Genomic DNA, 23,999 nt, shown 5'->3' on the forward strand with positions numbered 1-23,999 from the left:
ACCACGGGAATATATACGCAGGAAGTTATCGCAACCGTAAGAGAGAAAAGACGTCTGGATATATAGGGTCAAATCCACGCAGTATGTCACCCTGTCTGTCTTGGCTGAGAGAGCAGGTTGACTGCTGAAAAACATGAGTTCTGGCGCGCGCATAGTGATGCCTGGAAAATCTTGGAGAGAACAGGCACATTGATACCTCGTTGTATCTGATCTTCGTTTAACTTACCCATCCCGCTATCTGCTGTGGATAGCGGGGATATGCTGTTGAGGCGACTCTCACCGGGGAAGCCTTACTGCACTAAATGCAACCTATATTATTAAAGGTCGGTTTTTGCAATCTCACCGTTTTTCTTTAGACGATATGTTCCGCTGTCAACAGTAAACGTTATTCCCATATTATCACTGAAGCTAACTTCAAAAGCGTGTTCTTTTTCTATACAATTTTCCTTTGCTTTCATATCTTCAAAGCAAAATCTGTCATATTTCCCTTCCTCTTTATAACCATCACCAAAGTACCAAAAAATTATAGTAAATCCTCCATAAGATGCAGGTTTTGGGATGTCATATTTTTCTTTCAACATCTCTTTATTTTCTAACCACCAGTTTATTTTTCCTTTGGTAGTGAAAGGGAAGCTTTTAACTAAAACATCACTATAATTACGCCTCTGATGAACCGCAATAATTTCTACTGGTCGAATAGCTAACCATAAGACATAGCCTAATAGTACACAAGTAAATAGCAATAGTGCATAGCTGATTTTTTTATTTTTTGCTTTCATTGTATTCCCCAGTAATTTCAACTGTAGCTTCCATATTAGTTATGAATGGTTTAAAAGAAAACTCTTTGTATCGTTGAAGCACAAACCATATTCGAAAGAAACGAAACTGGTTAAATTTAAATTTCGAAATATCATCACTATCCAGACCGAAGTGATCCTGAATCTTATAATGAATAATTGCCAGAAAGCGATTGTTCTCAATTTGTAAGGATTTAACCGTAATATGTGTTGCCCAAGTATCGTGAACGGTGATACCCATACCATTATAATTGTCCTTAAATCTGTCAAATTTAGGGAGCTTGCTACTTAAAATTGCATCCATGAGCTCATCTCTTTTGTCATTTGGATAGCATTTATTTTGCCAATCTATATTTTTTTTAAAAACACTTTCCAGACGTAAACGAGTACTGTTCTCGCTCGATCTATCGTTCAGGATCTGTTCCCTCAATGCCCTGTCCAACGATACATCCCGAAAGGGCGTGCCATTGCCGTTTTGCATATGGGTAATCATTTTTTCAATCAGGTGTCGGTATGGTCCGTAAGTGGCAAATGGCCGCGACAGGTGGCGGAACTCATCAAAGAGAATGCGGGCGCACTCCTGCCGGGTAATTTTCTGGCCGTCGCCGCGCGAACCATAAAACATAGACTGTGGCTGGTTGAATGGGGTGATTTTCGTCAGTGTATAAGGATTTGCCCTGGTGGAGACATCCACCAGATGATAGTGCGCTTTTAACTGTGCTTCGGACAGATCACCGCAGTGCATATCACTGGCGCTGTAATCGTCCATCCGTTTTTGAGTTTTGAAAATGGTACAGGGGAATTGTAGCGCTGACACGATTTCGCTTCCTTGTTTGTAATGGTCCATAAGGTTATTTACAGCGTTACAAATCATACCCTGCTAAAACTGTCTGTAAATATTGGTTGTGCCGTGCAGGGAAATTGAGAATTTCGCCCGGTTCATGAAGCGCCCCATCGTTTCAGTAAGCCGGCCCGCGTGAATCAATCGTCTGTGTCCCCAATGTTGGTGGCTCAGTAATGCAATCAGGCCACCAACTTACCGACTCCCTTTTTCCACTGCCGGCCTTTCTGTATGCGCCATTTTCCGCCACATAAGGCCGGTTCTGTGCGTGCGGCGGCGGGCTTCGGACGATAGCTGGGGCGCAGTTCCTGCCGGGGCTTTAAATGTTAAATATTATGGAAATTAAATTTCTTATTTCGCGGGTATAAAAATTTGACGGGGCGGGCAGTCCGGGAAAGGTAGAGCTGTAGAAATCTGATCTCCCCCTCCCCAGGAAAAAACTTTTCAATACGCGGTTGAGCACGTAAACCGGGGCGGGCGGTCTTGTGGATCAACCGGCCAGGGTTTAGCCCTCCCTCTTCAGAAAAGGGCAAATATTGTCGTTTCCCGGCTCATGGTTTTTCTGCACTCTGGCTGGCGTAATGAAACCTGCCGCACTGGCGGCATACCAGCGTGTTATTACTCAGATACAGCGCCGTTCGCCGCGTCTGGCAGCACGGGCAAACGTACCACCAGCGCGCACCACCAAAATGCGGGACGGTAGTCGCCAGTCCGATTGCTGCGATTTCGCCCCCCGGAAGGTTTGCCCTCAGCTGAATGTTATCCATCCGGCGCAACGCCATACCGCTTATGGGCTGTAAATCGTCCCCCGGTGCGCTGGTGCTTATTTCCGCCAGTGTGGCGCGGCCCAGCTGCGGAGCGTCGTCCGTGTAGGTTCTGGTGCGCTTCCTGCCTGCTTTGCTGGCCCGCTGTTTTTCCAGCCATGCCCGGTAGCCTGCACGCTGACGCCTGATACCGGCTTTCGTTCTGGCCCCGGTACTTTTGCCGCCATGAAACTTACAGCGCCCGTTCAGACTGAGTTCCCTGTTTTTACACGGCGTTCCCTTGCGCGTTCTGGCACCACAGGTCAGCCCACTTATATCGGGATAAGGCTCATATTCCGGTTTTTCCGGGTGAACGTAACGCACATGCTTACCCGGGCGGAATTGTGCGAAAAAACGTTCTCTTTCGTCATTCTCCCGGCGCCGGTGGTACTGGCTGAAAGATTCATAGTTACGCCTGCCCACCTCACTGTGCAGCACCAGCAGGCGGACTTTTTCTTTGTTATCCATCTTCAAAAAACCTTAACATTTCTATACATCCCATGGGGTAAGGGCAGTAATGCGCATTTACTTTTTTGCGGTGAGGATATGCGGAAGTTTTCGGATCTGTTAATGGAGTAACCATGCGGTTTTGTGGTGACATGGCATACATTGAGATGTCTGATTTTTTCGCCCCCCATGCAGAAAATAATTTCCGAAATCATTAAACAGTAAATTGCGAATTTACGCAGTGTTACGCGCGGTCAATAAACGGTCGGATTCAGTCACGGCGCGGCTTACAGCGATGGTACCGGGGCAGAAGTTGACACTTTTTGTGGTCGGCATCTCTGGTCGGTCTATTTTGGTCGGATCGAAACCGTGCCTTACAGCATGAGGGGGAACGGCCGGGAACCTTTATAAATCTCTGTATCTCAGCTTTACTCTTTCTCATTCAGGCGGCAAAAAAACCTCTATAAATCTCTATATCGCCGGTTGACACTTTTTGCATTTGGTCGGGAAAAACCTTAACAAATCTGTACATCCGAACCAGATAAAATTTTCAAAAACTCAGCAATGGCGGGCTTTGCGGGTTGGTTGACAGTTTTTTTTGTGTTCAGGGTAAAGTGTTAACCTTTACGCTTCGTTTTCACATCAGTGCTGCACCAGGTCGATAAGGCCTTTAATCCTGCCGGACTCCAGTTATCCGGTTCATCTGTGTGCTTACTGGCGGTGCTGCGTAACTCATTCCTTATCAGCTGAATGGCTATCTCCGCATTGCCGGTGAAGTCATACCGGATTACGTAATGCTCTGCGTCACCGTCATCGAGATAAATCCCGCCATCCTCCAGGAACGCCACTGACCAGCCTAATTCATCGGCGGCATTTTCCAGGCACTGCCGTATTTCTTCATCTGTGGCCGGTGGTGGAGCTTTGCCGTCTCCGGCCTGTACCGCATTCCAGAGTTCCCCCCACGTCATTGCAAGGGTCCGGCGATCCCACTGGGCGACATCCTCCCCCTTGCTGCCCTGCTGTTGTGTTGCATCCACATCAATTTTGCTTCCGGACATCACAATTTCGCCCTTCGCTATCCAGTCGTAGACGGTCTGACGACTGACGCCGCGATGTTTTGCATAGGCTGATTTGCTCATTAGCATTATGGCTTTTCTCCTGCTGTTTTTTTGCTGGTGGCCTGAACACGCAACACCGGCAAGCATGAATATTGATTTTAAGTTAACCGCGCCAGCTCCGGTGCCGTGGTCAGAGACTGATATTCAAATGAACCATTTTGACCCCCTTTAAAAAAGGCGAGCGACATTGCGGTTATCGCTGGCACACTGGCTCGCGCTGCCGCCACTGCTGGTGGCTTCATCCGGATAATCTGCGGCGCACCCGCCGTATTCCGCCGTCAGCACTGCTCTGATGTGACGTTATCAAAAAACATGCGCTTCCCTGACCTCATCGCCTTAAGCGCCTGTGCGGCCCGCTGGCGCTGTTCTGCGGTAACTTCGGCTCTGGCTTGCCGTTGAGGTTATAACGCGCCCCACCAGCGGCCAGCGCACGGATATAGCGAATATTGCTGGTATAGCTGCGCATGGCATACCGCACGGCACCACGACCGCCAGCGCCGTTTTTCGTGAGTTCTGCTGTGATGGCCTGAGTTATCCCCACGGCCAGCGGGCGGGGTTTTTTCAGATCGAACGCCTGCGGCCACATTTCCGTGAGGCGTTCAAGCCATCGTCGGCGGTTCGTGCAGCTTTTTCGCTGCCGTTTATTCAGGGGCTGGCACTCTCGCTGTCCGGTATCGTCCGGCATGGTTCATACCTCCGTAATCCGGTTGTCAGGTTTAGCGCCGGTCGCCATACGCTGGCAGTGGTTACGACGCTGTACTACGGCTTCCCGTAATTTCTCATTAGCCGTTCTGTCAAGCACGTCAAGCCAGCGGCTGGCAGCACGCCGCCAGAGTCCGCATTGTTCCAGCCGTTCGGCGGTACTGTCGTTCATCCCGTGAGGTTTGCAGTGATTCGGGTTCATGTTTTCCTCTCTGATTTATGCCGTTGTGTATACATATGCAAAAAATGGTTGTCTCAGGCGTCTCGGTTGTCTCGCGGCCCCGTAGGCCGTGACCTTAGCGCCGGAGATATCGCCGCCAGTCAGCGACCATAACGTTGATGAATCCGGATCGCTCCATATGGCCGACAGCGGGCAGTCAGTACGGATTTTGGCGGCAAAGGTCAGATCCCAGCCGGGGAAGGTTTCCCGCGCCGCGTCTTCTGTGCTGGCCTGGGTGCGTAACACAATGGGTGTGCAGGTGTGGCCTTTCGGCGTGGCAAGAAATAGCCAGGTAAATTTGGGGTAAGTCTGGGCAGGGGTAGCAACCATAGCGGCGGCCTCATTAGCAAAGTTAACTAACCTCACCAAACCGCTGTCAAACGAGGTGGTGAGACGTAGCAGGGTTGACAGACTGGCGCTAATGAAACCAGCGAGCCGCGAGGCTCCCCCGCCACGCCCCACCATAATTTGGGCGTAACTCGGTTTATTACGGACATAAAAATACCGCATTACGGATTGTTTGCGGTTGTCCGCATTAGCATTCAGGCTGTCAAACCCGGCTGGTGGATTTACACCAGCAAAGAAACTATAGCCCCCGTCAGCGTGAAGAAGCAAGAAGTACCGCCAGTTTTTTACCAGAAGCCATGAGTTTTCGCTGTGGTCGCAGTATGCATTTTTACTGAAAAAAATACTTTTCCCGCGAGCCTTCCTCGCGCACGCGCGCGTTTGTCCAGATTGAACTGTTGCTTTAGTGATAATTGTTGTTTTGCTTATGCCAAAGATACCGGAGGCTGACTCTGTCTGAATATCATGGATATTTGTTCGATTATTCATCATGATAACCTCATTGATTACTCACGCTCTGCCAGACGTTTTTCCAGCCAGGAAGAAACTTCATCTTCAAACCAGCCCACGCGGCGCAACCCCACACGAAATCCTTTTGGAAATTCACCAGCGTTAATCATCTCCTGAAAGGAACTGTCAGAACTCAAGCGCAGGATCGCTTTAACTTCTTTCTTCAGTAGTATTTTTCGGTCTAAAAGGTTCATAACTCTTTATCTCCACTAAAACCGGTAGCATCCGGTCAGTACAAGTAGTTAACCGAAAAAGTGATGAAAAGTGTGGTGGTAAAAAAATAAAGTTGGTGAGAAAAATTGATGATTGGTAATTTTTTATTTAATTGCTGCGTCAGAGGGGAGGTTTGGGAAAGAAAAAAATTTTATGTTGAAAGTTTGGTAATAAAAAGCATCCTTGCATATGGTTAGTTAATAATCTTCAGGGTTTTCAGGGTAGACTTGTAGTGTTTCGGCAATGAGTTTTCTAAACGACTCCGCTTTGTCATTTGTATATCCATCCATGAAGCCAGCTATTGCCTCTGCTGTATCTTGCGCAATTTTGCTTTTGTTCATGTCTTTTCCCCAAGAGTAAACACCTTGGTGCTTACCAGCTAAGGCCCGTGTAAGGGCTGCTATAAGCAGGAGTGCCGCGTGTTGAGGAGGAAATCTTTTTCTTAACGTTGTGGGCATGTCACGAGGATATAATGAATTCGATTTTGGTGCTGGCGGAACAGACCCGGTAGGTGAATACCAGGGACTTTCATCAGAAAGTTCTTTTAAAGCCCAGGGCCATATTTCATTAGAGTTGAATTCTGCACCTATTATATTTTCAGCAATATCCTGCCATTTATTTTTGAAAGATAAGTTTCCAGAGCGAACCTCATAAAGAATTATCTGCCAATATGAAACTGCCACATTATGAATATCCGAATGTGGATCTAAGTCTCTTAAATGAAGACAATCATAAACACCCGCCATAGCCAGGGCAACCTGTTCAGCGCTTACGGTCCGCTGGCGGCGGATATGATTTGGTAAATTGATAATGTTATCTGTCATAAAACGGCCCTTATTCCGCGAGTACCGTTGGCAATTGTTATGCCAGTAGCTGCATTTTCGACAAACTCACCCCACCAGCGCATAAGCACAATACGTTTTTCCAGATAGTTACTGCGGTTGTACGCCCGGCGTACTTCGTTGGTATCAACATGGGCGAGGGCGGCTTCAATCACGTCTGGCTCGAATCCTTCCTCATTGGCTGCGGTGCTGAATATTGCGCGGAGTCCATGAGACACAAGCACACCTTGATAACCCATACGGCGCAATGCAGCATTGGCACTCTGGCTGCACATCGGCTTAGTGGGGGCTTTAAAACTGGGGAAAACATATTCACGGTGGGCGCTGATTGGTTTCATTGCATCCAGCACAGCCAGTGCCTGAACGGACAAGGGGATCACGTGGTCACGGCGCATCTTCATTCGTCCGGCAGGTATCGTCCAGGTGTTATCTGCCTGATTGATCTCTTCCCAACGACATTCAGCCGCTTCAACTGGGCGGGTGACTGTCAGTAACTGCCATTCAATGAGCAGGCGCGTTTGCCGTTCTATGCTGGCTATCGAGAGAGAGTTCATCAGATCCGGTAACTGTTCCGGCCTGATGGTTGGCATATGTTTTTTAACCGGGGTAGGGAAGGCCTTTCTGACGTTGGTAGCGGTGTTTATCTCAATCAGTCCGCTATTGGCTGCAAAATCCATAACCTCATTGATACGTTGTAACACCCGTTTCAGAGTTTCAAGATTGCCACGCGCCTTGATCGGTTCCAGCAGGGTAACGAATTTACGGGCGGTCAGTTCGTTGATGGGGATATTGCCAATGTCCGGAAAGACATACTTTTCCAGAGAACGCCAGATATCCTTGATCGTGTTGGCCGCCAGATTCTGGCTTTTCTTCATCTCGTACCAGTCAGCCGCTACTTTCTGGAAGGTGTTTCCCCGGCGTAATTCTTCGGCTTCGCGTTTTTGTTGCTGGTGGTGCTGTGGATCAGTACCACCAGCAATCAAAGAGCGGTACTCCTCACGCCTCTTTCTGGCATCGGACAGTGAAACACTATCCAGTGAGCCAAAACTCACCAACGCACGCTTCTTGTCGGTTGGACGATAATATGAAAATCGCCAGATTTTGGCACCACTGGGTTTTACAAGCAGGTAAAGCCCATTGCCATCTTGCAGGGTGTAATCTTTGCCCGCAGGCTTGGCTGCCCTGATTTCAGTGTTGGTTAGAGGGTTGGTTATACGTGCCATAGTTATACGGGGTTTAGCTATAGGAGAAGATATAACTAACCATATAGCTAAAATTTCCGTCTGTAAACGGTCAATACCGATAGTTACAGACAACAAAAAAACTGCAAACTCAATGAGGATGCGGTTTTAAGCGGGGTTTCCATCAGTAAACGGTACTAACAGAATATGTATTTGGTCGGCACGAGAGGATTTGAACCTCCGACCCCGGACACCCCATGACCGTGCGCTACCAGGCTGCGCTACGTGCCGACACGTTGGGCTAATAGTACGCAAATCTGCTGCGATTGCAAGCACCTAACATGTTGACTGCTATGAAATTAAACAGCATGTATGCTTTGTGGCTCAGTTAGCAATAAAGCGTTTTTCTTCAGTCAGCACCTGTAACAGCAGCGTCAGCTGTGGTTTATGGTCCTTCAGCTGGTGGCCTTCGCTGTCCCAGGCGGTATAGCTGCCATTGTTATCCAGTACCAGCGTCACTTGCGGCGTAGTGATCACCAGCTGGCGATCGTTAATGCCGGAAACCCAGTTATGGCGGCGCTGGGCAGCGAACAGATCTTCACCCTGCGAATAGTCATTGGATGGGGTGCTGACGTGCAGAAGACGCTGCATCAGCGTGGTCATCACATCCTGATGATTGGTAAGCTTGTTAACCTGCTGCGCCGGAGTATTTGGCCAGTGGATCACCAACGGTACGCGCAGGTTGGCGCGGTTGCCCATGTTGGTATCGCCGTTCAGTGCCACGCCATGCTGCGCGGTGATCACTACCACGGTGTTATCCAGTAGCCCTTTATCATGCAGGGTGGTCAGCACGGTCTGAATCTGCTTGTCCACATCTGCCGCATTACGTGGATAGTGGCGGGCCATTTCTTTCGCCGTGCTGTTGGCCTCATCAATCCCGGAGAGGGAAAGATAAGAGAACCATGGCGACTGACTGTTCTTCTGGCCTTCCAGCCAGCGCTGCCACTGGGCGGTGGTCTGCGCATTCGGCTGGCTTTGCGAAGCAGGGAGAGAGAAGTCAGCCAGCAGCGCCTGCCGGTACAGTGGTGAAGCAAAGCCGTCTGAGGCGAAAAGGCCGAACTGATAACCTTGTTTGCTCAGCGCATCGATCAGGGCAGAAGGCACACGGGCTGATAGCACGCCATCCATATAGCTAGGCGAAATGCCGTAGAACAGGCCAAACAGCCCGCTGTCAGCATGACTGCCTGCGCTGAAGTGCTGGTTGAAACTGACGTTCTCACCGGCAAACTGGGCCAGGTGCGGCAGGTTTTTTGCCACTGTTGCTTCGTTCAGACCGTCCACGGTAATCACCAGCAAGTTGCTGCGCGTTCCGCTATCACGGAAGGTGATGTTGTTGAGCGGATAGGCGACCGAGACCGCTTCCGGATTTCCCTGTTCGACCAGCCTGCGCTGATACTCCTGAGCATCCAGCAGGCCATGCTTCTCAAGGAAACGGCGCGCCGTCATCGGATAGGAGAGGGGCAGGTTAGATCGCTGCATGGTAATCGGACGGTAAAAGTTCGCATCGGCCCAGATGTACATCACGTGGCTGGTACAGAACGCCACGATAAACAGCACGGCCAGCGGCTTGCCAAAGCTGCGCCGGTTCAGGCTGCGTAGCTTCTGCCAGCTCCAGGTAGCGAACAGCATTTCGACAAGGAAGATGGCGGGTACGCTGATAAACATCAGTTGCCAGTCACGCGCCATCTCACTCTGATCGGGGTTAACGACCAGCTCCCACACCACCGGATTAAGGTGCAGGTGGAAACGGTTAAATACCGCGCTGTCAACGAGGATCAGCGTCAACCCGGCGGTGGCAATAATGGCCGAGAGAAAGCGCAGCAGCCTCTGCGACATCACCACAAAGGTCAGCGGGAAGATAATCAGCAGATAGGCTGCGAAGACGATGAAACTGAAATGGCCAATCCAACTGGTGAAGGCGTATACGCGCCCGGCCAGCGAAGCCGGCCAGTCGGAAACAAACAGGTAGCGGCTACCCAGAATGAAGGCGAAGATAATATTGAACAGGGCGAACCAGTGCCCCCAGCCAATCATCTGGGAGACTTTTTCACGGTAGCGCTGCCGATTTGTTACCATAACAGAGTCAGGATCATCACATTAATGGGCTTTATCTTCATTTACCGATGCCTGCAGGGCTTCAGCAAATGAACGTGCCAGCGAGCGGCGCTGAGCCGGAGAGATGCTGGTATTGATCAAATTAGTCACCATATTTCCCAAAACCATCAGGGAAAGATCGGTAGGGGCCTTACCTTTTTCAAGAATATTGACCATGTCGGCGAGGAGTTTCTCCACGCGCTCGTCGCTGTAACGGGATGATTGTGGCATAAAGTCAAATTTGTTGAGTATTAAAGGGCGCTATCTTACCGTAAATGCGCGATTTTTTCTGCACTTTTATCGCAAGATAACGGTTAATGTTGTTGCCTGTTGATCGCAGCGACGGCTGATGATTGAATACGCGACTACGTTAAAAGGAGAGTCTAACATGAGTCTGGATATCGACCAGATTGCCCTTCACCAGATGATCAAGCGCGATGAACAGACGCTGGAACTGGTGCTGCGCGAGTCGCTACTGCCTGCCAACGGCCCGGTCACGGCGATGATGGAAGAGCTGCATCGCGTCTACAGTGCCAAGAGCAAGGCTTACGGTCTTTTTAATGAAGAGAGCGAGCTGGCCGATGCGCTGCGAAACTGCCGCAAAGGCGAGGATGATTTCCTCGCGTTCAGCCGGGCAGCCACTGGGCGCCTGCGCGATGAGTTAGCCAAATACCCGTTTGCTGACGGCGGTATTGTGCTGTTTGGTCACTATCGTTACCTGGCGGTGGAATATCTGCTGGTTGCGGTGCTCAGCAGCCAGAGCAGCATGCGTGTGAACGAAGAGCTGGATATCAGTAGCACGCACTATCTGGATATTAATCATGCCGATATCGTGGCCCGTATCGACCTGACCGAGTGGGAAACTAACCCGGACTCTACCCGCTATCTGACCTTCCTGCGTGGCCGAGTCGGGCGCAAAGTAGCCGACTTCTTTATGGACTTCCTTGGAGCCAGCGTCGGGCTGGATACCAAAGCGCAGAACAAAGGGTTACTGCAGGCAGTGGATGACTACTGTTCTGAAGCCAGCCTCGATAAAAACGAGCGCCAGAACTACCGTCAGCAGGTTTACAGCTACTGCAACGAACAGCTGCAGGCGGGCGAAGAGATCGAACTGCAGGGGCTGTCTGAAGAACTGGCCCCGATTGGGGAGAAAACCTTCCAGGCCTTTACTCAGGAGCAGGGTTACGAGCTGGAAGAGAGCTTCCCGGCCGATCGCAGCACCTTGCGCCAGCTGACCAAATTCGCCGGCAGTGGCGGGGGAATGACGCTGAATTTCGATGCCATGTTACTGGGCGAGCGAATCTTCTGGGATCCGGCTACTGACACGCTGACTATCAAAGGCACGCCGCCAAATCTGCGTGACCAGCTCCAGCGTCGCAGCAGCAGTAAATAGTCGAAAAGGTGCTGACCGGGAGATTGTTATCACCGGGCATAGACTTGAGCTGCTCGCTGAACGAACAACTCTGGCAGCATCCGGACCAGTACCGCGAAAAATGGTGACAGCGCCAGCTTCATCAGCGCGTTTGAAAAGCGGTAACTGACGGTAAAGGTCACCGAGCACTGGTGCATACTGTCCACACCATCAGCATTGTTATTGCAGGCAAATTGCCAGTGGCCTTCAAAAGCCGCCAGAAATGATCCCGATACCTGTTTCAGCAGAAGAGATGTGTCAGGATGAAAGGTCGCGCGCGTGGTGAGATTCAGCCGGGGTAATCGCGAGTGGCTGATCCCAATGCGCACCACCTTGCTGCCGGGCTGGTCTTCCAGGATCTCAACCTGCTGACACCAGGGCAGGAATTCCGGATAAGCGGAGACATCTGCTACCAGGTTATACATCTGGTTCTGGCTGAAATTAACCAGCATGGTTTTCTCGAAGGTGGTCATATTTTAACTTCCTGTTTTTTGTGTAGGTTATAAATGTGCATACACCACGGACTTTTCGGTAAGGATACTTGAAATGGCCATCGTTTGCCGCCCCCGACATGCCCTGCACTTTGCGCCATTCAGAAACCTGTTTCTGGCCCGTATCCTCACCGTAACCGGTAATGCCATTGCACCTGTTGCCCTTGCTTTTTCCGTGCTGGATATTGGTGGTTCGGCTGCCGATTTAGGCATGGTCGTGGCATCCCGCTCGGTATTCAATGTCGCTTTCTTATTACTGGGAGGCGTGCTGGGCGATCGCTATTCCCGGAATAAAGTGTTGCTCTGCTCATCCCTTATCGCTGCGCTATCTCAGGGAATGGTGGCCTGGCTGGTACTGAGCGATACCGCCACGCTCACCGGGCTGATGATGCTGGGGACGGTAAATGGTGCGGCTGCAGGTGTTGCATTGCCCGCTTCTTCAGCACTCGTTCCACAAACTCTTCCGACCCAATATCTCAGGCAGGGCAACGCTTTTATCCAGCTGGGCGTTTATGTCGGGACAGTGGCGGGGGCTTCACTGGGTGGGGTGCTGGTGGGTGCCATCGGCCCAGGCTGGGGTCTGGCTGTTGATGCCCTGGGATTTGCAGCTTCTGCTCCGCTCTATTTCTGTGTACGGATCTGCGCGGCGCAGGCTTCAGGGCCACATGCCCATATCCTTCAGGACTTACGGGAGGGCTGGAAGGAGTTTACTGCCCGCGCCTGGGTCTGGTCGGTAGTGGTGCAATTCACCATCGTTAATGCGGTTTTCAGCGGTGTGGTCATGGTTCTGGGTCCCATTGTGGCAGATGCTTCCATTGGGCGAACCGGCTGGGGAATGAGTATTGCGGCTCAGAGCGTGGGGCTGATCGCCGGTTCTTTCATTGCGCTGCGCTGGCGGCCGCGGCGCGACATGCTGGCTGGTGTCATTCTGGTTGCCCTTTGCGCCGTCCCGGTCTTTTTGCTGGGCATGGGGACTTCCACGTTACTCCTGATGGGGGCTTTCTTTCTGGCTGGCGTGGGGTTTGGGCAATTTGGCGTTATCTGGGCACACTATCTGCAAACGTATATCCCTGCCGATAAACTGGCACGTGTCTATGCCTGGGATGCGATGGGTTCGTTTGTGGCCATTCCTTTCGGCGAACTGGCTGCGGGACCGCTTGCCCTGCATTTTGGTAGTAAACCTCTGCTACTGGCCTGTGCTGCTGCCGTCGTGGCTGCGACAGTCGCAACAAGTTTTGTTCCGGCCATCAGGGAGTTTAACTCTGCGCCTCAGAGGCTCCCGTAACGCCAGATTTCATTCCATCCTGCAAAAAGAAAACCCCACATAAAAATGTGGGGTCTCAACAGCCAGAAACGCCGCATTAAGCGGTGTTTCTTTCACACGAAACGGTCAGGCAATTAAGCGCGAACGAAGTCGATGTGGTGCAGTTTTGGCTTGAACGGGTGACGCTGAACAGCCTGCACTTTTACTTTGGTTTCTTTACCACCAACAACCAGAGTCAGAACCTCAGTATAGAACTCAGGCTTAGTCTGCATGTTCATTACGGAGTCGTGATCCAGTTCGATGGCAACAGCTGCATCTTTACCGCCATAAATGATGGCCGGGAATTTGTTAGCTGTACGCAGGCGGCGGCTCGCACCCTTACCCTGCTCTTTACGTTCTTCTGCATTGATAGTGAACATTGTTCAGTCTCTTAAAGTAATTATCCTGCTACAGGCGACCCAGCAACAGGTTGGAGTTTCAGCTTTTGCGAGTGCAAAAGCGGGGCGCATTATAGCCCGACTCCGCCATGCGGGCAACGTAATAAACCGGTAATGCTCTAACGAAGCTCGTTAGCACGGCGGTAACGCCCCTGATAATCGAAAACTTTTTCGCGGATCTGCCAGTAATGGCGCTGTTTACGTGCTACCACAAAATCAGGATGACGCAGAAGAGGTTGCAGCGTCACGATATCCGCCGCACTCTGCCAGCCCAGCGGTACGCCCGGTGCGCGCTGATGGGGGCGTAGAAAAATCTGTTCGAAAGCGGTTCGCTGAGCAGGTGTGTTCAGACGGAAACGCTCGCTCACTTCCGTCGCTTCTTCATCAAAGTAGCGGGCCTTCAGCCACTCGCCTTTTTCATCGGCACCGTTTTCCAGCACCATCGCCGCACAGCGCAACACCAGCGCGTCTTTCAGCTTTAGTGCGGCTTTCAGCATATCATCCGGATCCACCAGCACCACGTCGCAGTCGTGACAGCGGCGGGCGGCAATATCATTTTCGGCATTACAGTTTGGGCAGCTCTTAAAGCGGAAACGGAAATCGCACTGCTCGCGTTCCCCCTCGTCATCTTCCAGCAAACCCTGGCAGCGGCGGCCAAAGTGTTCGATTATCGTGCCGTCTTCGGTGGTTTTCCCCCAGAAGGTATTGGCGAAGCCGCAGGCAGGGCAGAAAACCTGCACCGGTTTATTGTTGCTTTTGCCCCTCAGTGAGCCGACTTCCGGAGTGAAGATATCGTGGGGATTACCGGCGTAGTCGAGGATCAGGCAGTCAGTTTTTCCGGGGCATAACCTGAGACCGCGACCGACAATCTGCTGATAGAGGCTGACGGATTCAGTCGGGCGCAGGATGGCAATCAGATCGACATGGGGCGCATCAAAACCGGTCGTGAGCACTGCTACGTTGACCATATAGCGCAGCTGACGCGCTTTGAAAGCGGTGATTAACGCATCGCGCTCGGCTCCCGGTGTTGCCGCGCTGATTAAAGCCTTGCTGTCCGGCAGTAATCCAAGAATTTCCTTCGCGTGTTCAACGGTTGAGGCGAAGATCATCACTCCCTGACGATCCTGAGCAAATTCGACGATCTGCTGAATGATGTGTGGCGTGATGCGCTGCTGCTGTTTCAGCTCGCGGTTGAGATCGGCCTCGCTGAACAGACCGCTCTCATTGGCGATCAGGCGGCTGAAATCATACTGTACCACAGGCATATCCAGCCTTTCGGGCGGCACCAGGAAGCCATGTCTGATCATGTAGCGCAGCGGCAGCTCGTAAATGCAGTCGCGAAACAGAGCACGTTCATCGCCCCGCACCATCCCGTGATAGTGGAACTGGTAAATCCAGCCTTTACCCAGACGATAAGGGGTTGCTGTCAGTCCCAGCAGCCGCAGTTGCGGATTACGCAGCCGAAGATGCCCAAGGATTTGCTGATACTGGCTGTCGTCGGCGTCACTGATGCGGTGACACTCGTCGACAATCAGCAGGGTGAATTCGCTGTCGAACTGTGCCAGATTGCGCGCCACCGACTGCACGCTGCCAAATACCACTTTGCTGCGGCTCTCTTTGCGTTGCAGCCCGGCGGCAAAAATATCGGCCTCCAGCCCGTAAGCCTGGTATTTGCTGTGGTTCTGCGCCACCAGCTCTTTGACGTGGGCCAGCACCAGCACCCGGCCGCGAGCCAGCCTTGCCAGTTCGGCGATCACCAGGCTTTTGCCCGCCCCGGTAGGGAGAACAATCACCGCAGGCTGGTGGGAACGGCGGAAGTAGCTGAGCGTGGCATCAACCGCTTCCTGCTGGTAGGGGCGAAGGGTAAACGACATGAATTTTCAGGCAATCCGGGAGCAAAACCGCATTATGCCACGAAAGCACGCTTCGCGCCTGTCTGCCTCTGGGCGTCAGCAGCAACTCCAGGTATACTGGAGTTCGCCAGCTCTTGAACGCGCGCAGCGCTTCAAAGACTCTGTGCGCACTCAATCGACTCTCTTTTCAAACGTTCCGCGGTCGGGAGCGTCGTTTCAATTTCAATCAAACAGGCAGTGCAGATTTAATGCGACTTGATAAATTTTTATCTCAGCAACTGGAAGTCAGCCGGGCGATTGCTGCCCGTGAGCTGCGGGCACGTAAGGTCACCGTTGATGGGGAAGTGGTCCGGGATGGCTCCTTCAAACTGAGCCCGGAAAGCGAAGTGGAATATGACGGCAATCCGCTGCAACTCCAACTGGGGCCACGCTACTTTATGCTCAACAAGCCGCAGGGCTACGTCTGCTCCACCGACGATCCGGATCATCCGACCGTGCTGTACTTTCTGGAAGAGCCTACCGCTTATAAATTGCATGCGGCGGGGCGGTTGGACATCGACACCACCGGACTGGTGCTGATGACCGATGACGGCCAGTGGTCGCATCGCATTACTTCGCCACGTCACCACTGCGAAAAAACCTATCTGGTGACGCTGGAATCGCCGTTAGCGGACGATACGGCGGAGCAGTTTGCCGCTGGCGTGCAGTTGCATAACGAAAAAGGTCTCACCAAACCCGCCACGCTGGAAGTGGTCAGCGACTCTCAGGTTCGCCTGACCATCAGTGAAGGGCGCTACCATCAGGTTAAACGCATGTTTGCCGCCGTGGGTAACCACGTGGTGGCGCTGCACCGTGAACGTATAGGAGCTATCGTGCTGGATGAAGAGCTGGAACCTGGGGAATATCGCCCGCTGACGGAAGAAGAGATCGCCAGCGTTGGCGTGCCAACAGAACTGACAAAATCATAATAATAAGGCTGAAGCAATGAGGGTGCGTAAGGAAAAGAACTCGTCGGTTGGACTGGTAGTGATCCTCGGTCTGCTGGCCATGTTAATGCCGTTGTCGATTGATATGTATCTGCCTGCGCTTCCGCAAATTGCCCGCGAGTTTGGCGTGTCTGCGGGCAGCGTGCAGATGACGCTGAATATCTACATTCTGGGTTTTGCACTGGGCCAGCTGGTTTATGGCCCGCTGGCTGACAGCTTTGGCCGTAAACCGGTGATTGCGTTGGGTACGCTGATTTTTGCGGTGGCCGCGGCGGCCTGTGCGATGGCACAAACCATTGATCAGCTGATCTTTATGCGCCTGCTGCATGGTCTCTCGGCAGCAGCGGGTAGCGTGGTAATTAGCGCCCTGATGCGTGACAGCTACTCGAAAGAGGAGTTCTCCCGCATGATGTCGTTTGTGATGCTGGTCACCACCATCGCGCCGCTAATGGCACCGATTGTCGGTGGCTGGCTGCTGCTGCTGTGGAGCTGGCATGCCATCTTCTGGACCATCTCGATTGCTGCCGTGGTCACCACGGTGCTGGTGGTCACCCAGATTAAAGAGACGCTACCGGCTAATAAACGCCATAAATTTCATCTGCGCACCACGCTGTTCAACTTTCTGTCGCTGTTCCGCCACAAGCGGGTCTTCAGCTATATGCTGGCGAGCGGCTTCTCCTTTGCCGGGTTGTTCTCTTTCCTCAATGCCGGGCCGTTTGTCTATATCGAGCTGAACCATATTTCACCGCAGGATTTTGGCTACTACTTTGCCCTGAACGTGGTGTTTCTGTTCCTGATGACGCTGATTAACAGCCGCTCGGTGCGCCGCTTCGGCCCGCTGGCAATGTTCCGCTTTGGTCTGCTGGTGCAGTTCACCATGGCAGTGTGGATGGTAGTGGTCAGCACGTTTAATCTCGGGTTCCTGCCGCTGGTCTTCGGGGTGGCGATGTTTATTGGCTGTGTGGCGATGGTGTCATCAAATGCGATGGCAGTGATCCTGGAAGAGTTTCCGCATATGGCCGGTACAGCCTCCTCGCTGGCCGGAACGTTGCGCTTCGGCGTTGGTGCGCTGGTCGGCGCGCTGCTATCCACCCTGTCGTTTAACAGTGCCTGGCCAATGGTTGGCTCCATTTTTATCTGCGCCACGCTTTCAATCATGCTCTTTATCTACGCAACCCGCCCGCGTAAAGGCGCGACAGCATAAACTCCTCTCCGCAACAGGAGCGCTCCCGGTGAGCGTTCCTGCTCCTTTTTGATCGTCTTGTTGCTACAATGTAAAAGTAACCGTGCGAAAAGTTACCTTTGCGCAACAATAATGGTTGTTATCGCACCGCTAAAACGGTAAATATAATGTTAAAATGAGAGTCAGCTCTCAAATTAAGTGCCATCGCGGCCGATAAAGAGAGTAAGTCAATTGAATGACTGAGCTGAAGCCAGCCTGTCAGCATGCGCTGTCAGAGCTGGGTTCAGGTACCGGTCTGGGGAGTACGGGTGAATACACTACAACATTCAGTGGTCCATCGTTTACCACTTAGCTATCGCTGGGGTGGTGGCACCGCAGGCGCGCGCGTGGAACCGCTGTTGCTCAGCAACATTGATGCGGATGACGATCTAATCGGGCTGACTCTGCTAAGCCATCACGGCCAGCAGGCGTGGGATGTGATGCAGATGATTAAAGACGCGCTGGCGGAAATCCAGCTCGACTGCTCGGTGGTGGAATGGGAAGGGGAGCCTTGTCTGTTTGTCTCACGTCACGATGAGTGCGCCACCACCTGCCGCCTGAAGAATTTTGGCGTTGGCATCGCCGAGCCTTTCAAAGACGCCTCTGCCTGAGAGCATTCAGGTAGAGCCTCTTCAGCCCAGCGTCAGCAGTTGTTGCGTATAGGCCTCTTTCGGCGATGCGAAAATCTGCTCACACTCTCCCTGTTCCACCACTTCTCCCTGGCGCAGCACCACCACCTGATGGCAGAGTGAGCGCACCACCTGCAGGTCGTGGCTGATAAAAATATAGGCCAGCCGGTGATCCTGCTGAAGTTTTCTCAGCAGGGCGAGGATCTGCTTCTGCACCGAGCGATCCAGTGAAGAGGTTGGCTCATCAAGGACGATTAGCTGCGGCTGCAGGATCACCGCCCGCGCAATCGCTACACGCTGGCGCTGGCCACCGGAAAACTCCGCAGGGTAGCGATTGCGGGTTTCGGGATCGAGCCCCACTTCGCGCATCGCCTCAATCACTTTCTCTTCCCGCTGTTGCGGTGTCAGATCTGGCTGATGCACCAGCAGGCCTTCCGCAATAATTTGCAGCACCGTCAGGCGGGGATTCATCGCGGAATTGGGATCCTGAAAGACCACCTGCACCTGGCGGCGAACCGGCAGCATTCTGCGACGATCCCACTGGTGCAATGGCTGGTCAGCGAACCAGATTTCCCCCTGCGACTCAATCAGCCGCAGCAGGGCCAGACCGGTAGTGCTTTTGCCCGAACCGGACTCGCCCACCAGGCCCAGACTCTCTCCCGGACGAAGCTCAAAGCTCAGCGACTTTAGCGCATCGTGGTAACCGGTAACCCGCCGCATCAGGCCTTTTTTAATCGGGAAAGCGACTTTGAGCTGCTCAACTCTCAGCAGAGGCGGAGCCTCAGTATCCGCCGGTGCCGGACGGCCTTCCGGTTCTGAATCCAGCAGCGCGCGGGTATAAGGATGCTGCGGGGCGCTGAACAGTTGCCGCGTGCTGTTGCTCTCCACGCCCTGACCATTGCGCATTACCGTCACGTTGTCTGCCAGCTGACGGACGATATTCAGGTTGTGAGTGATAAACAGCAGGCCCATATTCATCTCCTGCTTCAGCTCTTTCAGCAACACCAGGATCTGGGCCTGAACGGTGACGTCCAGTGCGGTGGTCGGTTCGTCGGCGATCAGCAACTCCGGCTGAGTGAGCAGCGCCATGGCGATCATCACGCGCTGGCGCTCGCCACCGGAGAGCTGGTGCGGGAAGTCATTCAGCCTTTGACTCGCCTGTCGAATGCCTACGCGATCAAGACAGGTGAGCATTTCCGCGCGGGCGGCTTCTTTTCGCATGCCGCGATGCAGGGAAAGCACCTCATACAGCTGTTTTTCAATATTGTGCAGCGGGTTAAGCGAAACCATCGGCTCCTGGAAAATCATCGCCATACGATTGCCCCGCAGCCCGCGCAGGGTGCGCTCATCCGCATTCAGCACATCCTGACCGGCGAACAGGATCTCGCCCTGCGGATAGAGCACTGGGGGCGTAGGCAGCAGGCGCATCATCGACAGCGCCGTTACGCTTTTGCCGGAACCTGATTCGCCGACCAGCGCCAGCGTTTCACCGGCCTCCACCGACAGGGAAAGATTGTCCACCACCTGGCGGTCGACGCCACCCTGACGGAAGGCGATGCTTAAATTTTTGACGGTCAGCAGCGACATCAGTGCACCTTACTGGGATCGAAGGCGTCACGAACCGCCTCACCGATAAAAATTAACAGCGACAGCAGGATCGCCAGAGAGAAGAAGGCCGTAATTCCGAGCCACGGTGCCTGCAGGTTATTCTTGCCCTGCAGCAACAGTTCGCCCAGTGAAGGGGAACCAATTGGCAGGCCAAAACCGAGGAAATCCAGCGAGGTCAGGGTGGTGATCGAACCGCAAAGAATAAATGGCAGATAGGTCAGGGTCGCCACCATCGCATTCGGCAGCATATGCCGGGAGATTATTTTGCGATCGCTGACGCCCAGCGCCTGCGCAGCGCGGATATAGTCGAAGTTACGGGTTCGCAGGAATTCAGCCCTCACCACGCCCACCAGTTGCATCCAGCCGAACAGCACGGTAATCGCCAGCAGCCACCAGAATCCTGGCTGGATCACGCTGGATAGCAGGATAATCAGAAACAGCGTCGGCATGCCGGACCAGACTTCGATAAAGCGCTGGCCCCATAAATCCACCCGGCCACCATAATAGCCCTGGCAGGCACCGACCACCACGCCAATCACGCTGGAAACCAGCGTCAGCATCAGCCCGAACAGCAGCGAAATTCGTGTGCCATACAGCAATCTGGCCAGCACGTCGCCGCCGTTGGCGTCCGTCCCCAGCCAGTTCTGCGCGGAAGGCGGAGAAGGGAAGGGGGTGCTGGAAGCAAAGTTAATGGTGCCGTCGCCAAAGCGGATAGGGGCCCAGATGGCCCAGCCCTGCTGCTCAATGCGCGACTTCAGCCACGGATCCTGATAATCGGCCGCGGTCGCCAGCGGGCCGCCAAAATCAGTCTCGCTGTAATTCACCAGCAGCGGGAAGAAAGTGCGGTCCTGATAATGCACCAGCAGCGGTTTATCATTCGCCAGCAGCTCTGAACCGAGGCAGAGAATAAACAGAATGGCAAAAATCCACAGCGACCAGTAGCCGCGACGGTTGTTGCGAAAACGCGCCCAGCGGGCCTGATTGACGGGGCTTAAACGGCTCATCATCGTGCCTCAAAATCAATGCGCGGATCGACCAGCGTGTAGGTAATATCGCTGAGGATATTCAGCAGCAGCCCGATCAGGGTGAAGATATACAGCGTGCCGAACATCACCGGGTAGTCGCGCTGGATGGTCGCGTCATAGCCCAGCAGCCCCAGACCGTTCAGGGAGAACATCACTTCAATCAGCAGCGAGCCGGTAAAGAACATGCTGATAAAAGTGGCCGGGAACCCGGCAATCACCAGCAGCATGGCATTGCGGAACACGTGGCGGTAGAGGATTTTATTCTCGTCCAGCCCTTTGGCGCGGGCGGTGACCACGTACTGCTTGCGGATCTCATCCATAAACGAGTTTTTGGTCAGCATGGTCAGCGTGGCAAAACCGCCAATCACAGTTGCAGTTACGGGCAGGATGATATGCCACAGGTAGTCGGTGATTTTACCGTACCACGGCAGGCTGTCGAACTGGGCGGAGACCAGCCCCCGCAGCGGGAACCAGTCCAGATAGCTGCCTCCGGCGAACAGCACGATCAGCAGGGTTCCGAACAGGAAGGCGGGAATGGCATAGCCGACGATGATCAGCGTGCTGCTCCAGACATCGAAGGCGCTGCCGTTACGCACGGCCTTTTTGATCCCCAGCGGGATCGACACCAGATAGATAATCAATGTGCTCCACAGGCCCAGCGTGACGGAAACCGGCAGGCTCTCTTTGATCAACTGGATTACCGAGCTGCTTCGAAACAGACTGTCGCCAAAATCAAAGCGCACATAGTTCCACAGCATGGTGAAGTAACGCTCGTAGATTGGCTTATCAAAGCCATAGCGTTTGGTGATCTCAGCCACCACTTCCGGATCTAACCCGCGTGAACCGCGATACTGACCGTCAGCAGGGTTAACGTTCAGCGTGTTACGACCCTGACTTTGCGCATTGCTGCCGGAACCAGGCATTCCCGTGGTCTGGCCAAACTCGATGTTTGCCAGTGCCTGATCGACCGGGCCGCCCGGCGCGATTTGAACGATAAAGAAGTTGATGGTGATAATCGCCCACAGGGTGGGAATAATCAGTAAAAGTCTGCGAAGCAGATAAGCGCCCAAACTCGACTCCTTAACGGCGTTGGGCCGGCAGCTGCGCGGCTTTGTTAACATCGTACCACCAGCTGTCGAAGCCTAAAGCATAGGTCGGACGTGTGGCAGGCATGGAAAACTTGTTCCAGTAAGCGTAACGGTTTTCGCCGTTAAACCACATCGGGATCATGTAATAGTTCCACAGCAGCACCCGGTCAAGGGCGCGGCCCAGCGGCAGCAACGCCTCTTTATCGCCCTGATGCTGATTGATCTGATTAACCAGCTCGTCAATCACCGGGCTGGAGACATGCGGTCGGTTATAACTGGAGTTGATATAAGCCGTGGCCCAGTAAATCTGCAGGTTACTGTCCGGGAAAGGCATCGCCGGGTACGGCGACATCACCATATCAAAATCACTTTTACGCAGGCGCGCCAGATATTGCGAGCTGTCGACCTGCCGGATATTCAGTTTGATCCCCAGACGGGCCAGATTGTGCTGGAAAGGTAGCACCCACTGGTCGTTACCGCCGCTGCGTAGCATCATTTCGAAACTGAAAGGAGCCCCGGTTTTCACATTGATCAGCTGCTGATTTTTCAGCTCCCAGCCAGCCTGTTTGAGTAAGTCCAGCGCCTTCAGCAGATTAGTGCGGTCGTATCCGCTGCCGTCGGTATGGGATGGCTGCCAGATTTGTGAAAACACTTCATCCGGTATCTTCCCTTTGAACGGTGCCAGGATCTCCAGCTCTTTTGCCTCCGGATATCCCCGTGCGGCGTATTCGGTGTTCTGGAAGTAGCTGGTGGTGCGTTTATAGGCACCATAAAATAACGCTTTATTCATCCACTCAAAATCCAGCACCAGCGAAATGGCTTCGCGCACCCGCCTGTCGCTGAACTGCGGTTTCTGCACGTTGAACGCCAGCCAGCTGCTGGCGGTTGCCACAGTATTTGGCTGCTCATCCTTTACAATAAAGTGGCTGGCAAAATTCTTGCCCTGATACTGCGTGGCCCATTTCTTCGCTGAACCCTCAGAGCGAAAATCAAACGCGCCCGCCTTAAACGCCTCAAAAGCGACATTGTCATCCAGATAATAATCGTAGCGCAGGGTATCGAAATTAAAGCGTCCTTTGTTCACCGGCAAATTGGCCGCCCAGTAATCCTTCACCCGCGAATAGGTAATCGACTGGCCGACTTTATAACTGGTTATGCGGTAAGGGCCGCTCGAAAGGGGGGGGGCAGGCAGAGGTTCGCTGAGATTATGGTTTTTCCAGAACTTTTCCGGAAAGACCGGCAGACTGAATAAGGAGAGCATCTTATCGCGGTCGGCGGTGGGCTGTTCAAAGCGCACGGTCAGTCTGGAGATAGCCTTAGCGGTGGTTCCTTTATAAAAAACGCGAAACTGTGGCACGCCTTCGGTCATAAATTTATTAAAGGTGAAAGCCACATCTTCAGCGGTAATGGGGCTGCCATCCTGGAAGCGTGCCTGTGGATTCAGGGTCACTTCCGCCCAGCGATAGCTGTCAGGATAACGGGCAAAATCTGCAATCAGCGGATACCAGGTCCCGACTTCATCATCCGGGCTGACGAACAAAGTGTCATACAGCGCATCGGTGCCCACGCCAGGATTACCGCGTGACGAGAAACGGTTGAAGTTATCATAGGTCCCAATTGCGGAAAGCGTAATGCTGCCACCTTTCGGCGCTGCTGGATTGGCATAATCATAATGGGTAAAATCCGTCGCGTATTTCGGTTCGCCAAGCTGGGCAAAGGCGTAACTCTCATTGATATTTTCAGCCAGCACTGCCGGGGCAGTTAAACTGAAGACTATCAGGGCAAACCAGCGCAATATCATTATGTTATTCA

The 23,999-nt window shown here is 53.0% G+C and carries 24 protein-coding genes and 1 tRNA gene; 5 read left to right on the forward strand and 20 right to left on the reverse strand.

Features of this window, described 5'->3' with window-relative positions:
• Positions 1–317: 317 nt before the first annotated feature.
• The 13 genes from AC3Y5R_RS19050 to AC3Y5R_RS19110 form a co-directional block, all read right to left on the reverse strand.
• Positions 318–779, reverse strand: coding sequence for a DUF943 family protein (locus AC3Y5R_RS19050; RefSeq protein WP_489922628.1), 462 nt, complete (start codon positions 777–779; stop codon positions 318–320).
• A complete protein-coding gene (locus AC3Y5R_RS19055; RefSeq protein WP_489922629.1) occupies positions 763–1,614 on the reverse strand; it encodes a YPO3983 family protein in 852 nt (283 codons plus the stop codon). The genes AC3Y5R_RS19050 and AC3Y5R_RS19055 overlap by 17 nt, the downstream gene beginning before the upstream one ends.
• A 575-nt stretch (positions 1,615–2,189) precedes the next feature.
• A complete protein-coding gene (locus AC3Y5R_RS19060) occupies positions 2,190–2,909 on the reverse strand; it encodes an HGGxSTG domain-containing protein (protein WP_489922630.1) in 720 nt (239 codons plus the stop codon).
• Positions 2,910–3,505: 596 nt separating this feature from the next.
• Positions 3,506–4,033, reverse strand: coding sequence for a hypothetical protein (locus AC3Y5R_RS19065; protein ID WP_489922631.1), 528 nt, complete (start codon positions 4,031–4,033; stop codon positions 3,506–3,508).
• Positions 4,034–4,334: 301 nt separating this feature from the next.
• On the reverse strand, positions 4,335–4,691 hold the full coding sequence (locus AC3Y5R_RS19070; RefSeq protein ID WP_489922632.1) for a ProQ/FINO family protein: 357 nt from the start codon (positions 4,689–4,691) through the stop codon (positions 4,335–4,337).
• A gap of 3 nt (positions 4,692–4,694) precedes the next feature.
• On the reverse strand, positions 4,695–4,910 hold the full coding sequence (locus tag AC3Y5R_RS19075; protein ID WP_489922633.1) for a PerC family transcriptional regulator: 216 nt from the start codon (positions 4,908–4,910) through the stop codon (positions 4,695–4,697).
• Positions 4,911–4,925: 15 nt separating this feature from the next.
• A complete protein-coding gene (locus tag AC3Y5R_RS19080) occupies positions 4,926–5,765 on the reverse strand; it encodes a host cell division inhibitor Icd-like protein (protein ID WP_489922634.1) in 840 nt (279 codons plus the stop codon).
• A gap of 14 nt (positions 5,766–5,779) precedes the next feature.
• Positions 5,780–5,977, reverse strand: coding sequence for a helix-turn-helix transcriptional regulator (locus AC3Y5R_RS19085; protein ID WP_489922635.1), 198 nt, complete (start codon positions 5,975–5,977; stop codon positions 5,780–5,782).
• A 216-nt stretch (positions 5,978–6,193) separates the two neighbouring features.
• The gene (locus AC3Y5R_RS19090; RefSeq protein ID WP_489922636.1) at positions 6,194–6,820 is read right to left on the reverse strand and encodes a hypothetical protein; all 627 of its coding nucleotides are present in this window, start codon (positions 6,818–6,820) and stop codon (positions 6,194–6,196) included.
• Positions 6,817–8,061, reverse strand: a complete 1,245-nt coding sequence (locus tag AC3Y5R_RS19095; protein ID WP_489922637.1) for an integrase domain-containing protein — start codon at positions 8,059–8,061, stop codon at positions 6,817–6,819. Before AC3Y5R_RS19095 ends, AC3Y5R_RS19090 begins: the two co-directional genes overlap by 4 nt.
• A gap of 172 nt (positions 8,062–8,233) precedes the next feature.
• A tRNA-Pro gene (locus AC3Y5R_RS19100) sits at positions 8,234–8,310 on the reverse strand.
• A 93-nt stretch (positions 8,311–8,403) separates the two neighbouring features.
• The gene (yejM, locus tag AC3Y5R_RS19105) at positions 8,404–10,155 is read right to left on the reverse strand and encodes an LPS biosynthesis-modulating metalloenzyme YejM (protein WP_489922638.1); all 1,752 of its coding nucleotides are present in this window, start codon (positions 10,153–10,155) and stop codon (positions 8,404–8,406) included.
• 21 nt (positions 10,156–10,176) lie between these two features.
• Positions 10,177–10,404 carry a YejL family protein gene (locus AC3Y5R_RS19110; RefSeq protein ID WP_489922639.1) on the reverse strand — a complete coding sequence of 76 codons (228 nt, stop codon included), beginning with the start codon at positions 10,402–10,404 and terminating at the stop codon, positions 10,177–10,179.
• A 157-nt stretch (positions 10,405–10,561) separates the two neighbouring features.
• Here AC3Y5R_RS19110 and yejK point away from each other — a divergent pair, with 157 nt between their 5' ends.
• Positions 10,562–11,566, forward strand: coding sequence for a nucleoid-associated protein YejK (yejK, locus tag AC3Y5R_RS19115; protein WP_489922640.1), 1,005 nt, complete (start codon positions 10,562–10,564; stop codon positions 11,564–11,566).
• Between the two features lie 29 nt (positions 11,567–11,595).
• Here yejK and AC3Y5R_RS19120 read toward each other — a convergent pair whose 3' ends face one another.
• A complete protein-coding gene (locus tag AC3Y5R_RS19120) occupies positions 11,596–12,057 on the reverse strand; it encodes a type II toxin-antitoxin system RatA family toxin (protein ID WP_489922641.1) in 462 nt (153 codons plus the stop codon).
• A gap of 73 nt (positions 12,058–12,130) precedes the next feature.
• On the opposite strand from AC3Y5R_RS19120, the gene AC3Y5R_RS19125 reads away from it, so the two are divergent.
• A complete protein-coding gene (locus AC3Y5R_RS19125; RefSeq protein WP_489922642.1) occupies positions 12,131–13,360 on the forward strand; it encodes an MFS transporter in 1,230 nt (409 codons plus the stop codon).
• 113 nt (positions 13,361–13,473) lie between these two features.
• Here the strand turns inward: AC3Y5R_RS19125 and rplY are convergent, their stop codons facing one another.
• Both rplY and radD read right to left on the reverse strand, forming a co-directional pair.
• A complete protein-coding gene (rplY, locus tag AC3Y5R_RS19130; protein ID WP_158783622.1) occupies positions 13,474–13,758 on the reverse strand; it encodes a 50S ribosomal protein L25 in 285 nt (94 codons plus the stop codon).
• A gap of 137 nt (positions 13,759–13,895) precedes the next feature.
• Positions 13,896–15,650, reverse strand: coding sequence for a DNA repair helicase RadD (gene radD, locus AC3Y5R_RS19135; protein WP_489922643.1), 1,755 nt, complete (start codon positions 15,648–15,650; stop codon positions 13,896–13,898).
• A 227-nt stretch (positions 15,651–15,877) separates the two neighbouring features.
• Here radD and rsuA point away from each other — a divergent pair, with 227 nt between their 5' ends.
• From rsuA to AC3Y5R_RS19150, 3 genes are all read left to right on the forward strand, one after another.
• Complete coding sequence (rsuA, locus tag AC3Y5R_RS19140; protein WP_489922644.1) at positions 15,878–16,597, forward strand: 16S rRNA pseudouridine(516) synthase RsuA; 720 nt, start codon at positions 15,878–15,880, stop codon at positions 16,595–16,597.
• Between the two features lie 22 nt (positions 16,598–16,619).
• The gene (locus tag AC3Y5R_RS19145) at positions 16,620–17,819 is read left to right on the forward strand and encodes a Bcr/CflA family multidrug efflux MFS transporter (RefSeq protein WP_489922645.1); all 1,200 of its coding nucleotides are present in this window, start codon (positions 16,620–16,622) and stop codon (positions 17,817–17,819) included.
• A gap of 242 nt (positions 17,820–18,061) precedes the next feature.
• Positions 18,062–18,448, forward strand: coding sequence for a YejG family protein (locus AC3Y5R_RS19150; RefSeq protein WP_489922646.1), 387 nt, complete (start codon positions 18,062–18,064; stop codon positions 18,446–18,448).
• A 21-nt stretch (positions 18,449–18,469) separates the two neighbouring features.
• On the opposite strand, the gene yejF is transcribed toward AC3Y5R_RS19150, so the two are convergent.
• The 4 genes from yejF to AC3Y5R_RS19170 are packed head-to-tail and all read right to left on the reverse strand — an operon-like array spanning position 18,470 to position 23,988.
• Complete coding sequence (yejF, locus tag AC3Y5R_RS19155) at positions 18,470–20,053, reverse strand: microcin C ABC transporter ATP-binding protein YejF (protein WP_489922647.1); 1,584 nt, start codon at positions 20,051–20,053, stop codon at positions 18,470–18,472.
• Positions 20,053–21,078 carry a microcin C ABC transporter permease gene (locus tag AC3Y5R_RS19160; protein ID WP_489922648.1) on the reverse strand — a complete coding sequence of 342 codons (1,026 nt, stop codon included), beginning with the start codon at positions 21,076–21,078 and terminating at the stop codon, positions 20,053–20,055. Before AC3Y5R_RS19160 ends, yejF begins: the two co-directional genes overlap by 1 nt.
• Positions 21,078–22,169, reverse strand: a complete 1,092-nt coding sequence (locus tag AC3Y5R_RS19165; RefSeq protein WP_489922649.1) for a microcin C ABC transporter permease YejB — start codon at positions 22,167–22,169, stop codon at positions 21,078–21,080. The genes AC3Y5R_RS19160 and AC3Y5R_RS19165 overlap by 1 nt, the downstream gene beginning before the upstream one ends.
• A gap of 10 nt (positions 22,170–22,179) precedes the next feature.
• Positions 22,180–23,988, reverse strand: a complete 1,809-nt coding sequence (locus AC3Y5R_RS19170) for an extracellular solute-binding protein (RefSeq protein ID WP_489922650.1) — start codon at positions 23,986–23,988, stop codon at positions 22,180–22,182.
• Positions 23,989–23,999 lie beyond the last annotated feature (11 nt).

Source organism: Erwinia sp. 009765445, assembly GCF_058137865.1.

Coding starts and splice junctions, on each gene's coding strand:
- AC3Y5R_RS19090 (WP_489922636.1), bottom strand. CDS start 6,820: ATGACAGATAACATTATCAATTTACCAAATCATATCCGCCGCCAGCGG.
- AC3Y5R_RS19060 (WP_489922630.1), bottom strand. CDS start 2,909: ATGGATAACAAAGAAAAAGTCCGCCTGCTGGTGCTGCACAGTGAGGTG.
- AC3Y5R_RS19120 (WP_489922641.1), bottom strand. CDS start 12,057: ATGACCACCTTCGAGAAAACCATGCTGGTTAATTTCAGCCAGAACCAG.
- AC3Y5R_RS19160 (WP_489922648.1), bottom strand. CDS start 21,078: ATGAGCCGTTTAAGCCCCGTCAATCAGGCCCGCTGGGCGCGTTTTCGC.
- AC3Y5R_RS19080 (WP_489922634.1), bottom strand. CDS start 5,765: ATGATGAATAATCGAACAAATATCCATGATATTCAGACAGAGTCAGCC.
- AC3Y5R_RS19065 (WP_489922631.1), bottom strand. CDS start 4,033: ATGCTAATGAGCAAATCAGCCTATGCAAAACATCGCGGCGTCAGTCGT.
- AC3Y5R_RS19070 (WP_489922632.1), bottom strand. CDS start 4,691: ATGCCGGACGATACCGGACAGCGAGAGTGCCAGCCCCTGAATAAACGG.
- rsuA (WP_489922644.1), top strand. CDS start 15,878: ATGCGACTTGATAAATTTTTATCTCAGCAACTGGAAGTCAGCCGGGCG.
- AC3Y5R_RS19095 (WP_489922637.1), bottom strand. CDS start 8,061: ATGGCACGTATAACCAACCCTCTAACCAACACTGAAATCAGGGCAGCC.
- AC3Y5R_RS19125 (WP_489922642.1), top strand. CDS start 12,131: ATGGCCATCGTTTGCCGCCCCCGACATGCCCTGCACTTTGCGCCATTC.
- AC3Y5R_RS19110 (WP_489922639.1), bottom strand. CDS start 10,404: ATGCCACAATCATCCCGTTACAGCGACGAGCGCGTGGAGAAACTCCTC.
- AC3Y5R_RS19085 (WP_489922635.1), bottom strand. CDS start 5,977: ATGAACCTTTTAGACCGAAAAATACTACTGAAGAAAGAAGTTAAAGCG.
- radD (WP_489922643.1), bottom strand. CDS start 15,650: ATGTCGTTTACCCTTCGCCCCTACCAGCAGGAAGCGGTTGATGCCACG.
- AC3Y5R_RS19075 (WP_489922633.1), bottom strand. CDS start 4,910: ATGAACCCGAATCACTGCAAACCTCACGGGATGAACGACAGTACCGCC.
- AC3Y5R_RS19150 (WP_489922646.1), top strand. CDS start 18,062: ATGCGCTGTCAGAGCTGGGTTCAGGTACCGGTCTGGGGAGTACGGGTG.
- yejK (WP_489922640.1), top strand. CDS start 10,562: ATGAGTCTGGATATCGACCAGATTGCCCTTCACCAGATGATCAAGCGC.
- rplY (WP_158783622.1), bottom strand. CDS start 13,758: ATGTTCACTATCAATGCAGAAGAACGTAAAGAGCAGGGTAAGGGTGCG.
- AC3Y5R_RS19170 (WP_489922650.1), bottom strand. CDS start 23,988: ATGATATTGCGCTGGTTTGCCCTGATAGTCTTCAGTTTAACTGCCCCG.
- yejM (WP_489922638.1), bottom strand. CDS start 10,155: ATGGTAACAAATCGGCAGCGCTACCGTGAAAAAGTCTCCCAGATGATT.
- yejF (WP_489922647.1), bottom strand. CDS start 20,053: ATGTCGCTGCTGACCGTCAAAAATTTAAGCATCGCCTTCCGTCAGGGT.
- AC3Y5R_RS19050 (WP_489922628.1), bottom strand. CDS start 779: ATGAAAGCAAAAAATAAAAAAATCAGCTATGCACTATTGCTATTTACT.